This window comes from Spirosoma arcticum, from assembly GCF_054779955.1.
Map to the genome: position 1 here is coordinate 1 of NZ_BAAGXG010000006.1, position 12,353 is coordinate 12,353.

Annotated in this window: 13 protein-coding genes; 10 read left to right on the top strand and 3 right to left on the bottom strand. The window is 52.3% G+C overall.

Translation table 11 applies throughout. The annotated features are described in order from the left end of the window. The first annotated feature begins 302 nt into the window (after positions 1–302). Positions 303–821 carry a GreA/GreB family elongation factor gene (locus ACYVHB_RS14440; protein ID WP_461052459.1) on the top strand — a complete coding sequence of 173 codons (519 nt, stop codon included), beginning with the start codon at positions 303–305 and terminating at the stop codon, positions 819–821. On the opposite strand, the gene ACYVHB_RS14445 is transcribed toward ACYVHB_RS14440, so the two are convergent. Further along, positions 808–1,914 carry a hypothetical protein gene (locus tag ACYVHB_RS14445; RefSeq protein WP_461052460.1) on the bottom strand — a complete coding sequence of 369 codons (1,107 nt, stop codon included), beginning with the start codon at positions 1,912–1,914 and terminating at the stop codon, positions 808–810. The genes ACYVHB_RS14440 and ACYVHB_RS14445 overlap by 14 nt on opposite strands. A gap of 112 nt (positions 1,915–2,026) precedes the next feature. On the opposite strand from ACYVHB_RS14445, the gene ACYVHB_RS14450 reads away from it, so the two are divergent. The 8 genes from ACYVHB_RS14450 (at position 2,027) to gnd (ending at position 8,358) form a co-directional block, all read left to right on the top strand. Continuing rightward, the gene (locus ACYVHB_RS14450; RefSeq protein WP_461052461.1) at positions 2,027–3,145 is read left to right on the top strand and encodes a Gfo/Idh/MocA family protein; all 1,119 of its coding nucleotides are present in this window, start codon (positions 2,027–2,029) and stop codon (positions 3,143–3,145) included. Between the two features lie 139 nt (positions 3,146–3,284). After that, positions 3,285–3,668, top strand: a complete 384-nt coding sequence (gene gcvH / locus ACYVHB_RS14455) for a glycine cleavage system protein GcvH (RefSeq protein WP_461052462.1) — start codon at positions 3,285–3,287, stop codon at positions 3,666–3,668. Positions 3,669–3,782: 114 nt separating this feature from the next. Beyond that, entirely contained in the window at positions 3,783–5,114 is a 1,332-nt protein-coding gene (locus ACYVHB_RS14460; protein ID WP_461052463.1) for a dihydroorotase, read from the top strand. Continuing rightward, the gene (locus ACYVHB_RS14465; protein WP_461052464.1) at positions 5,111–5,665 is read left to right on the top strand and encodes a DUF4199 domain-containing protein; all 555 of its coding nucleotides are present in this window, start codon (positions 5,111–5,113) and stop codon (positions 5,663–5,665) included. Before ACYVHB_RS14460 ends, ACYVHB_RS14465 begins: the two co-directional genes overlap by 4 nt. 13 nt (positions 5,666–5,678) lie before the next feature. Next, complete coding sequence (locus ACYVHB_RS14470) at positions 5,679–6,197, top strand: DUF4199 domain-containing protein (RefSeq protein WP_461052465.1); 519 nt, start codon at positions 5,679–5,681, stop codon at positions 6,195–6,197. Between the two features lie 114 nt (positions 6,198–6,311). Further along, entirely contained in the window at positions 6,312–7,031 is a 720-nt protein-coding gene (gldF, locus tag ACYVHB_RS14475; protein WP_461052466.1) for a gliding motility-associated ABC transporter permease subunit GldF, read from the top strand. Further along, complete coding sequence (locus ACYVHB_RS14480) at positions 7,028–7,393, top strand: VanZ family protein (RefSeq protein WP_461052467.1); 366 nt, start codon at positions 7,028–7,030, stop codon at positions 7,391–7,393. Before gldF ends, ACYVHB_RS14480 begins: the two co-directional genes overlap by 4 nt. Before the next feature lie 68 nt (positions 7,394–7,461). Next, on the top strand, positions 7,462–8,358 hold the full coding sequence (gene gnd, locus ACYVHB_RS14485; RefSeq protein ID WP_461052468.1) for a phosphogluconate dehydrogenase (NAD(+)-dependent, decarboxylating): 897 nt from the start codon (positions 7,462–7,464) through the stop codon (positions 8,356–8,358). 79 nt (positions 8,359–8,437) lie between these two features. Here the strand turns inward: gnd and ACYVHB_RS14490 are convergent, their stop codons facing one another. After that, positions 8,438–9,346: a DNA/RNA non-specific endonuclease gene (locus tag ACYVHB_RS14490; protein ID WP_461052469.1), complete on the bottom strand. Its 909-nt coding sequence runs from the start codon at positions 9,344–9,346 to the stop codon at positions 8,438–8,440. A 105-nt stretch (positions 9,347–9,451) separates the two neighbouring features. On the opposite strand from ACYVHB_RS14490, the gene ACYVHB_RS14495 reads away from it, so the two are divergent. Then, positions 9,452–11,572 carry a tetratricopeptide repeat protein gene (locus ACYVHB_RS14495; RefSeq protein WP_461052470.1) on the top strand — a complete coding sequence of 707 codons (2,121 nt, stop codon included), beginning with the start codon at positions 9,452–9,454 and terminating at the stop codon, positions 11,570–11,572. Positions 11,573–11,674: 102 nt separating this feature from the next. Here the strand turns inward: ACYVHB_RS14495 and ACYVHB_RS14500 are convergent, their stop codons facing one another. Further along, positions 11,675–12,343, bottom strand: a complete 669-nt coding sequence (locus tag ACYVHB_RS14500) for a Uma2 family endonuclease (RefSeq protein ID WP_461052471.1) — start codon at positions 12,341–12,343, stop codon at positions 11,675–11,677. Positions 12,344–12,353 lie beyond the last annotated feature (10 nt).

The following is a 12,353-nucleotide window of genomic DNA, read 5'->3' on the forward strand; positions in this document are numbered from 1 at the left end:
TCACCTCTTCCATTTCGAACAGAGCCGTTAAGCCCCGTGCTGCCGATGGTACTGCCGTCAAAGGCGGGAGAGTAGGAAGGTGCCACCTGTTGATATTTAGAAAAGCGAGCCGCTTGTCTCTTGACGAGCGGCTCGCTCTGTTTGTACCCTATTTCACTTATTGAATTTAGTATAATACACAGCCATAAGTAAACTCGACGTGTTTGTGAATTCCTTACATTAGCTGGAGGCATGAACAAGTTGAAAGTGCGCAAGTTTTGGGTATTGTAAGCTTACTTGTACACTTAGAACTCATTACTGATATGAGCAGCGCTTTTCTTAAAAACGAAACTGCCGACGCCCCGGTGGTTATTCCTGCAAGGGCACCCTTGCCGCTGGGCACTACTAATTACGTCACTCCCCGTGGCTTGGCGCTCCTGCGGGATGAATTGACTGAACTGGAAGTTGAACACGCCCGTGTACAGACTAATACTACTGAAGAAAATGAGCGTATGCGGCAATTGGCATTATTGAACGGGCGGATTAGTAATCTCAATCAGCGAATCGCCAGTGCGCGGGTGGTTGACCCGCAACACCAACCCCACAACGAAATACGCTTTGGTGCAACAGTGATCCTGCGTACTCTAACTGGTAAAAAATTGGGTGAGGAACGCCATTTTACACTCGTTGGGGTCGATGAGGCCGATGCGAGCCACGGTCGTATTGCGTTCACCGCCCCCATTGCCCGCGCTATGCAAGGTAAACGTGTTGGCGAAACAGTAAGTCTCCGAACGATACGGGGTGAAGATGTTATGGAAATTACCGCTATCACATATGGGTAGACGGCTCGGATGTTTTTGCTGTTGGACTAAGTGCCACGTTGTTGAGAAAGGTGGTATCTAACCTTTTCAACGTTAGAAGATGAATCTGCGCCGTTTTTAGCTGATTCCAGCCGCGTAAAAATGCCCAGTAAGGGACGCCACGAGCATGGTTTTGCCTTGCTATCCGGGCCAGAACAGACCAGTGGTGTAACACGATTCGATATGCCTGCCAAAGGGAGTTTCCATTGCCATATACATGGTGTGGGGCTGCTCCCGCCCCATTAAATTCGAGAATGGAGAAATTGAGACCCGCTTTAAGATCCTCAAGCGACGCACATTTGATGTCATAACGTCCGAAAAAAAATTGCCCAGTATAGTGGCTCAGCGCATCGAAGACGCCCAGAAGCCGCTCATCTTTCTCGTGGGCAAGACTTACCAATCGACCACCTCTGGTTTGGTTCAAGGCGTTACTAAGGTGATACGCAGTGCCGTCGGGAACGACATAGTCCAAACGATTTGCGTGTTTGGCTCGCATTTCATCTAACCGGAAACTAACCTGTGGGTACTGCTGAATTAACTCCCAAAGCGTTGATCGTCCGTTGCCAACTACCTCCGGAAATTCTTTGCGAACAAATCCAGTGATGGTGCCGGTTGACTCGTTAGGAAACCGGTAATAGAATACGCTAACTTCAATAGGATACACGATTAATTCCTGAACGATATAATCTACCGGCATTTGCGCGTGGTATACTCGTAACTCGTCTGCTGAGTTAATAACCCGGAAAAGCAATCCCATCATCCCTATGTCTGGCTTCACGGCCACTGGGTAGGTATCGAAGTGAGCTGCCACCATCTCTTCTAAGCTGTCAGCGGGTAGTGTTGGTGAAATATACAGACTCTTGGGACATAAGTGGGGCGGTAACTGTTCGTACATTTCCCGCTTGGTTTCTCCCTCGAAACCCCCAAACGTGAGCGTTGGATTAGCGGGCGTGAAGAACCACCACGAACGCGCCCGCAGACAATGCCATAGCCAGATAGGAATTAGTGGAATTAGCTTCACCCGGTAATCCCAGGTCTCCCAATGCGTCAGTCGATACCATATTTTTTTGATCATTATACTACGTAAAGTCGTTGTTGCCCCTGTAGGTTTATGAATCAGGTGAGTAGTCAGCCTGTAAGTTACTTTAGTTGCTTATTTTTACGGCTCAGCGCAACTCAATTTCTTAATGATTACGTCATCTATACCAACTTTGATTGACCCATTGCCACGGCCACAGCATCCACTGCGGGTACTGGTTGTTGGCTGTGGCAATATGGGCGCGTCGCACGCCATCGCTTATCAATCGCTCCGTGAATTTGCCATCTGCGGTATCGTATCAACCGGTGCCAGTAAACACATACTCAACGACCGGCTCGGCGGTGGTTACCCGCTGTTCAACGATTATGTTACGGCTCTTAAAGAAACCCAACCTCACGCCGTCTGCATCTCAACCTATCCTGACACGCATGAGTCGTTTGTGATAAAGGCACTTGAACAGGGATGCCACGTGTTCATCGAAAAACCATTAGCCGACACCGTCGATGGAGCGAAACGCGTGGCGGAAGCTGCTCAAAAAGCGGGCAAGAAGGTGGTAGTGGGCTATATTCTGCGGCATCATCCATCCTGGGAGAAGTTCGTGGCCGTAGCGCGGGAGATGGGCAAACCGCTGGTGATGCGGATGAACTTGAACCAACAGAGCCACGGCCCAATGTGGACCGTGCATCGGAATCTGATGAAATCGCTGAGCCCAATTGTAGATTGCGGGGTGCATTACATCGACGTTATGTGCCAGATGACCCGATCTAAACCCGTGCAGGTCAATGCCATTGGAGCACGGCTCACGGATGACATCCCAACTGATAATTACAACTATGGTCAGCTACAGATTCGCTTTGCCGATGGCTCGGTGGGCTGGTATGAAGCGGGCTGGGGGCCAATGATGAGCGAAACGGCTTTCTTTGTGAAAGATGTGATCGGGCCGAAGGGATGCGTGTCGATTGTGGCCAGAGACGCCGGAGCTACTGGCAAGTCAGACAACGTAGATGCCCACACCAAAACTGAATCCCTGCGAGTGCATTATGCTGACCTTAACCGCAATGATGAGTTCAGTCGACCCGATACCTGGATCGATATGCAGGATGAGCCGGACCATCAGGAACTCTGCAACCGCGAACAACGCTACTTTCTGCGGGCCATTCAGGATGACCTCGACCTGACGGATCACCTCCAGGACGCCATCAGTAGTTTGCAGATTGCTTTCGCCTGCGACGAGTCCGTTCGAACGGGGATGCCCGTGCGGATGTGATGAGCTAACCCGTTTAAAGCATAGCACATAATGCATAGTTAGTTGATACAGCTTGGTTCGCTGGGCAACTGCATTGCCGGGCGCTTGCAAATCCGACCCTGACTACCGTATTTTGCGCGTCTACAATACGCTCCTAACAATGAATTTCCCCGCAGGATTAAGTTATACGCAGGACCACGAATGGATCAGGATGGAAGACGACGGCACGGCCGTAGTTGGGATCACTGATTTTGCTCAGCATGAACTGGGCGATATTGTTTATGTGGACGTTAGCAGCATGGGTCAGTCTCTTTCAAAAGGGGATGTGTTCGGCTCGGTAGAAGCCGTCAAAACCGTGTCAGACCTGTTTTTGCCCATCGACGGCGAGATACTGGAGTTGAATGCGGCCATTGAAAAGTCGCCGGAACTGCTCAACAGCGATCCGTACGGAGAAGGCTGGATTATCCGCTTAAAACTGGCAGATTCGGAAAACACGGATGGATTGTTGACGGCTGATGCGTATCAGGAGTTAGTAGGTGCCTGATTTATTTTCTGACTAAATGTGAGAAGGCTCCAGCAGGCAATTGGCTCGTGGAGCCTTTTTTACGAACAAACTTCACCTCAACCCTCACCTTAACTAAGGCGAAAGGGCAAGGCCATGCAAATTCTGATTCGTTCCGCCCATGTTGTTGATCGTGCTTCGCTATTCGACGGGCAGGTATGCGACATATTAATCGAAAATGGCCTGATACGTCAGATTGGCACGGGCTTAGCGATGAACGAGAACACCCGAGTTGTTGAAGCCAGCAATCTACATCTATCACCAGGTTGGGTCGATATGCGGGTGTCGGCGCAGGATCCCGGCTTTGAGCATAAAGAAGACCTGACGAGCGTTTGTCGGGCGGCTGCCGCCGGGGGCTTCACCGACATCGCCGTGCTGCCCAATACCCAGCCTGTGGTAGATACGAAAGACACGCTCGGTTACGTCCGGCGGCTCAGCGAGGGTCAACCCGTCAGCGTTCATGTCATTGCGGCCATCACCCAAAAGACGGCTGGCGACGATTTTGCTGACATGCTGGACCTGCACCACGCCGGGGCCATTGCCTTCTCTGACGGGCATCATCCGCTCCAGAATCCCGACTTGTTGCTAAAGACATTACAGTACCTGCAACCCATTGACGGTCTATTAATGAACCGCCCCGAGGAAGAACTGCTGACTCGCTTTGGGCAGATGCACGAAGGCGTTCAAAGCACGATGCTGGGGTTGAAGGGAATGCCTTCCTTGGCCGAAGAACTCATGGTTGAGCGCGATCTGCGCTTGCTTGATTATGTAATTGGGAAGGAACAGGGGAGCACAGAAAAAAAGGAAACAGAGAACGGACCTGCTGCTGGCTCTCCTGCTAACTCCCTTCTTCATTTTTCCACCATCTCCTCTGCCCGTTCGGTTGAATTAATCCGGCGGGGCAAGGCGCAGGGAATGCCGGTGAGCTGCGACGTGGCGGCTCATCAACTGATATTCGATGATTCGGCAATGGCTGGATTCGACACAAACCTGAAAGTAAATCCCCCGTTTCGCTCAACCGACGACGTGGCCGGGCTATGGGCAGGACTGGCTGACGACACCATCGACGCCATCGTGTCGGATCATACACCCCAGGATTCCGAAAGCAAGAACCTGGAATTTGATCAGGCCGAATTTGGCATAACTGGATTGGAAACGCTCTTTTCAGCGGTTATTACTCATAATAAGGGTTTGTCGCTGGCGCAGATCGTGGCCAAGCTTACCGCCCGGCCCCGACAGATTTTGCGGTTGCCACCCGTATCGATTGCTGAGGGGCAACCCGCCCGTCTAACGCTCTTCGACCCGGCCGGAACGTGGACGTATGACCGGACGTTATCGAAGTCGAAAAATTCACCATTTCTGGGTCAAACACTCACCGGCCGCGTTGTTGGGACCGTGTATCAGGGTCAGTTTATTTCTGCCGTATGAACACCATAAAGGCTTACTTTAACCATCCACTGCTGAAGTTTCCGTTCCTTGCGGGATTAGCAACGGGGATATTGTGTTTCTTCTATTTTCTGGGCCTTTACGCCCTCGGCGTACCGCCGTTGGGTAACATTCGGGTGCTCGATTATGGCATCCACATCATTATGATTGGAGCTACCATTTGGTACTACCGACGAAAAATTGGTCAGGGGCGGCTCCACCTTTGGGAGGGTCTCACTATTGGTTACGTATTGAACACCGTAGCGGCTTTAGTAACGGGCTGGCTCGTTTACCTGTTTGTGACGCAGGTTGACCCCGGTGTTTTTGCCGAGTACGTTATTAATTCCAAAAAGCTGCTGCTGGAGGGCAAAAAGCAGCTTGTCGATCAGTTTGGACCGGAAACCTTCAACGAGCAGTGGGCCAAGGTGAGCACCATGCAGCCCGGCGTCCTGCTGCCCGACGAACTGACCAAAAAAACGGCGCTCGCCGTGCTGCCGGTGTTGATTATATCGCTCATCTTCCGCAAACAGGATTACGGTGTGTTAAATCCTTAAACTAAAATAAGCCATGAACGACCAAGTTTCCACTGCCCGCGTTGCCCTGAAATGGGGTATCATTCTCGGCGTTGCGCTGATTATTTATTCATTGATCCTGTTTTTAACCGACAGTGTTGGCAACAGCAAACTGGGACTTATCTCCTTCGCGCTCAGTATTGGCGGGCTTGTTCTGGCCATGCGCGACTACCGGACGCTGAACGGCGGGTACATGAGTTATGGCGAAGGCCTGAGCGTAGGTACGCTGACATCGGGTGTGTCGGGCCTGTTATCGAGTTTATTCTCGGTGTTCTACACCACCGTAATCGACACGGGCGTTATGGAACGCATGATCGACCGGACGCGCGACCAATTGGAAGAGAGCGGTTTGTCCGATGAACAGATCGACCAGCAAATAACGTTTGTCGAAATGTTTCAGAGTCCCGGTCTGACGTTTGCATTTGGCGTGATTGGTGCTGTGATCTTTGGGTTGCTGCTGTCGCTAATCATTGCGGCCATCATGCGCCGGAACAAAGCAACTCCGTTCGAGTAAGTACTGGTATGTACGTTTTTGAGTGTGTGCATAGTTAGTAGCCGGTGTGGAATACTCGGACACGCACGGACTCAACTACTAAAACACCAAAACACGTACACACATCGATTTTTCATGCTGGCTATTTTTCGTAAAGAGGTCAATCAGTTCTTCTCGTCGCCCATCGCCTACATCATCATGGCTGTGTTCCTGACGGCGGTGGGCCTGTTACTGTGGGTGTTTCCCGATACGAGCCTGCTCGAAAACGGGTATGCTGACATGGGCGCGTTTTTCAGTCTGACGCCCTACGTCCTGCTATTTATGGTTCCGGCCATCACGATGCGCTCCATCGCCGACGAAGTCCGGGCCGGTACGCTCGAATGGCTGCTAACCAAGCCAGTCAGCCGTTGGGGCGTTGTGGTTGGTAAATTCGGAGCGAGCTGGCTGCTGGTTGTGCTGACGCTCGTGCCCACGCTGCTGTATTACGCAACGCTGTACCGGCTTGGCGCTCCGGTCGGCAATATTGACTCGGCCGGGGTTTTTGGATCATACATCGGGTTAGCGCTGCTGTCGGGGGTGTTTGTAGCCATTGGGTTGTGGGCATCATCGCTCAACGATAATCAGGTGGTGGCCTTTGTGCTGGGTGTATTTTTCTGCTTTCTGTTCTACGTAGGCCTGAGTGCGCTGGCGGGTTTGCTGGCACCGGGTGGCCTGGCCTATTACCTGTCTTATTTCGCCCTCGATGAACAGTACCGTGCGCTCGGCCGGGGCCTAATCGACTCCCGAAACGTTGTGTATCTAAGTAGCCTGATCCTCTTTTTTCTGTTTTTAACTGTCAATCAGCTAAGCCGGTGAATGTATTTGGAATGAAGCGGACAAAGCTGCTGTACTATGCGGCTCTGGCCTGGACGCTGGTCATTTTTGCGGGCTGTTCGATACCCGGTAATGGTTTGCCGCCCAGCCTGACTACTGGAGACAAAGTAATGCATACTCTTATTTTTCTGGGCTTTGGTTTTCTCTGGTCCCAGGCGGGCTATGGGGCGTGGACGGTGTTGCTGGCGGGCGTGGGGTACGGCATGCTGACCGAAATCTGGCAGGGTATCATGCCGATTGATCGTTCGTTCGACTTATACGACGCCCTCGCCGACACAATTGGAACGGTCCTCGGCATTGGATTGGCGTGGGTGATGAAAAAAGTGGTAACTCGTAAGTCGTAATAGTGAACGTTGGTGGAACGGGGTTTGGGAAAAAATCACCAATTTGACCGCTTAAATCATTGATCGTTATGCATATTGGATTCATTGGCTTGGGAAAGATGGGATTTAACCTCGTCGGAAACTTAGTCCGCCACGGCCACACGGTTGTTGGCTATGATATTAATGAGGAGTTAGTCAACGCCGTTCGGGAGACGGGTGCTCAGGGCGTTACGTCGCTGCAGGATATGTATAATGCGTTGCCCGAAAAACGCGTCTTGTGGCTGATGATTCCAGCCGGGCCGCTCATCGACAATGTCATTGAGCAGTTGCTGGTTGTGATGCAGGCCGGTGATGTACTGATCGACGGTGGAAACTCCCACTACCAGGACTCGATCCGGCGGCACGCCTACCTGAAAGAAAAAGGAATTGGCTTTTTGGACTGCGGCACGAGTGGCGGCATCAGCGGTGCCCTCAATGGCGCCTGTACAATGGTTGGGGGCGACGCCGACGTGATTGAGCCGCTGCACGGTGTGTTTAACGATATTTCGGTCGACAATGGCTACCTCTACACAGGGCCGGGGGGCAGCGGGCACTTCACCAAAATGGTGCATAATGGCATTGAATATGGCATGATGCAATCCATTGCCGAAGGGTTCGAGGTGCTCAGTAAAAGCCCGTTTCCGTTCGATTTTGAAGCCGTCGCCCGAATGTGGAGTAATGGCTCGGTCATTCGCGGCTGGCTAATGGAACTGACCGAGAATGCTTTTAAGAAAGACGCGAAGCTGGACGAAATCAAAGGCCGCATGTTCTCATCAGGCGAGGGCAAATGGACCCTCGAAACGGCCCTTGATCTGGGCGTACCGACGCCCGTCATTGCGCTCTCGCTCATCATGCGTTATCGTTCGCTACAGGACGATACCTTCACCGGCAAAGTAGTGGCAGCGCTGCGTAATGAGTTCGGCGGCCACGCTGTGGCTAAGAATTAATTAGTCTGCCAGTCAGTGAGTCGGTCGGTTGATTAGTCTGCCACTCATCAACTGACCGACTCACTGACTGGCAGACTAATCAACTGTTTCCCCCGTCGATTCGCGCTTCAATAACGCGCTGGACCTCGGTCGGTACAGTCGACAGGAAGTCGTAGCCGGTCAGACTTTCCAGGGCGTCGATGCTGGTGACGTAGGCCTGCCAGGGCTTATCGGCGGCTGACTGGGTGTTGGGTATATTTACGGCAATAACGCGGGTGTTGGTCGTAAGCGCAAACGTATCGTCGGCACTGGTTGGAACTACGAGCAAAATCTTCCATAGAGTAGCCGGTACGGTCAGTTTGCCGCCCGCCAATGTTGTTGCGTAACCATTCTGCCCGGTGCCTCCCGTGCCCGACGCACCCGCAATAATGTACACGTCGTTGCCCGCATCCATCAGCTTTCGTTCGTACTCTTCCAAGTTTTTCCAGACTTCCCGATTGTGGCGGGGCGCTTGTGGCACGATGTTGGTTAGGAGAAACGTGGTGGCATTGTCGGCAGGCGTCGCGTCGCGGTCATCGGAGGGGCACAGGTGACCTCTGTCGAAGCCGGTGTTGGTGTAATCGGATGTCCGAACCGGTCCCGTCCCGGCCGGTGCGCCAGTGCGATACCAGCCCGTCGGCAGCAATGGGTCAGGTCGGAAGTCGTTGGTGCGGGGGGCGTTGCCTTTCCAGACCGGGCTAAGGTGCCAGCTTACCCAGTTTGCAATGCCCCGGTCACGGCTATAGGACAGCACATATTGGGGGCGGCTAATGAGGTAATTAGTAGGATCACTACTTGTTGCCCCGCTCGGATTGCCAAGGGCCAGGTTATCAGCCCGTGACAGTGCGGTCCCGGATGCACGGGGCGGAACGGGCCGAATCGACAAACAGCCGGAAAGCCAGAGGGTAACGCTGACTGTGTAGAAAACGGATTTAAACAGATGAAGCACTGGAATTGATTTTACTGACATTCTTAATGAACTTTACAACGAATAAAACGTAACCAGGCTACGTAGTCTATTGAATGACTGAGTAGCCGCAAAATTGACCTAAAATAAATTGAATCATCTGCTGTTATGGCTAAAAAAAAGCAATCAACCGGCGGTCCGTCGTCACGGCCGGGCCACGATAGGCCGGAGCCATCCAGTCGGGGCCACGATAGGCCTGTCCGGCCGGTAGCTCCCAAGCCTTCGCTAACCGCGTCCGGCGTACCCGCCCGACCCGTGTCGGCCCCAACCCGCCCGACCCGCTCTGCCGATACCATCCAGCGCCCGACACCGACAACACCAGCAAGCCCCGCCTTACCCATCGAGTCGCGTCCGGTGGCCTGGTGGCCTCCGCTGGTGTTGGCGTTGCTGGGTGCGTTGTTGTATGTCAATACGTTCGGTCATAAGTACGCACTCGACGACATTGCGGCCATTAGCCAAAATCTGTTTGTTAAAAAAGGTATCGCTGGTATTCCCGATCTGCTCCGTACGGAGTTTTGGCACTTCAGCAACATCTCGCTCGGCTACTACCGGCCGCTCTCACTCATCACGTTCGCACTCGAACAGGAGTATTTCAAAGACAGTCCCAACATCAGCCACATGATTAACGCCGGGCTGTATGGCGTGACGGGTCTGGTCATTGGCGTGTTGCTTCAGAAATGGTTGCCTAAACAAACCATTCCGGCTTTTCTCATCGGTTTGGTATTCATTGCGCACCCGCTGCATACGGAAATTGTCGCCAACATTAAGGGGCGCGACGAGATACTGAGTTTTTTGTTCATCGCGCTGATGCTGCTTTCCTACTGGCGCTACCTGGAAACCAATCGGTGGGGCTGGATCGTGGGGGCCTGTCTGTCGCTTTATCTGGCGTTTTTGTCCAAAGAATCGTCCATTGTGAGTTTGGCCCTGATTCCGGCTATGCAGTACTGGTTTGCCCGTCGCAACGTGTGGCAGTCACTTACCAGTCTGTGGCCGTTTCTAATCGTGGCAGCCCTTTTCTTCTACCAAAAAAAGCTGATGATTGGTACGCTGAGTGGTAATCCACCAATCGACTGGGCTAACTATCCCTACGCGATTCTGGGTACGCAGAAGTCCACCATGTTCAAGTTTGTATTGTATTACCTCCGGCTGCTGGTTCTGCCCCACCCGTTGGTGTACGACTATTCGTACAATGTCATTCCAACGGGTAGTAAGGGCGACCTGATGACGTGGATGGGCTTTTTTACACTGGTCGGGCTTGTCGTTCTTGCTTGGAAAGGGTTTGTTAAACGGACGCTGTGGGGCTTCGGGCTGTTCTGGTTCTTCGTGACAATGGCACCGGGGCTTGGCTTTATCTGGTTCCGGGGCGGCATCTTTGCCGAGCGCTTTACCTATGCCGCTGTCATGGGTTTTGGTTTCGTGCTGGTCTGGGCCGTAAACGCAATTTTTCAGAAACTGAGCGTTCCTAAAGCTGTGAGCAACAGCGTCCACTATGGTCCCGATGGTAAAACGTTGGTAGGGTCGTCTGAGATATTCACCCCGGCTAACAGATACCTTCAATACGGGCCGCTGGCCGTAATTCTGTTGACTGTCGGCTTATATTCGTTCAAAACCGTGGAGCGCAACCGCGACTGGGAGAATAACTTTGTGCTATTCAATTCGGCACTCCCCTACGCCCCCAATAGTTGCCAAGTGCAGCGGCACGTAGCCAACGAGTGGATTGAGAAAGGCTTGAAAGACCGGGCAAGGGCCGATTCGATTGCAACTGCCGTCAACGGAATTAAGCCTAAGCCGTCGCTGGAGCAGGTGAAAAAAGGCCAGATTCTGATTGACACGAACATTGCCCACGCCAACAAACACGGTCGCTGGGCGCTTGATCACCTCCAAGAATCGACGCGCATCTATCGTGACTTCGGCGAAGCATATTTCTCGATGGCTTACGTATTTCAGAAGATCACGCCCAATGTCGACTCGGCGAAGCACTATTACAAGGAAACGATTCGGGCGGCCTCGGCCTACGCCCCAGCTTATAATAACCTCGGCGTGATTTACCAGACGGAAGGTATAGCTCAGAATAACCGGCAAAAATTGGAACTGGCTTCGTACTATTACAACCGGTCGATGGTCGTAAATCCTGCTTACGTCGATGGTCAGAACAACCGCGCCAGCTTAATGAAAGCGACCGGCTTAGACGTGAAATCATTGCCGGATTCGGTGATAAAAAACAACTAATGCGCTACGCGCCACTGTCGTTAAAAAAGCCTGCTTTCCAACGGAAAGCAGGCTTTTTTGCTAAATTGTATTTTTTGCTACGGTGCGTTTTTGGGATCCCTGCTAATCTTTGTTCAGCAGTGCCCGCAGCGTCTCTTCGTTGGCTTCCTGCTCAAAAATGGCCCGAACGGGAATGCTGAAGCCCGGCACAGTTAGGGCAGTTAGTGCGTCGGTGAGGTGGAGGTTACCGACCGCATCGAACGCCATGAATTTCTCATCTAATCGAAACTGCTCGACGGTTTGGCGTATTGGGTCAACCAGCCAATATTCCCGGACCCCATGGGACGCGTAATCCTCGAATTTGATGCCTCTATCCCGCTTGGCGGTGCCTTTGGACAGGATTTCAACCACTAAATCCGGGGCGGGATGCTTCATTGTTTCGTCGTCAAACTCGTCAGCTACTTCTTTACGCCAAAAGCAAATATCCGGTTCGTAGTCGTTGCGGGTGAGTACAACGAGGGCCTTTTCTGTATCAACCTCACCCAAATTATTCACTTGAACATACACGCGTAGCAACGTCGTTAGATTTCCACTCGCCCGTAGATGCCGACGCTTAACGGGTGAGTGCATAATTACTTCGCCGTTGATAAACTCCGCTTTCACATCGTCCTGAAGCCACTCGTAGAATTCCTGACGACGCTTCTTTTCGTCATCAAGCATTCGCTGGACGCGGTTAATAATCAACTGTGCATCAGGCGCATCAAATAGATCGGCAACAAAGTCGCTCATCATGGCGTCAATG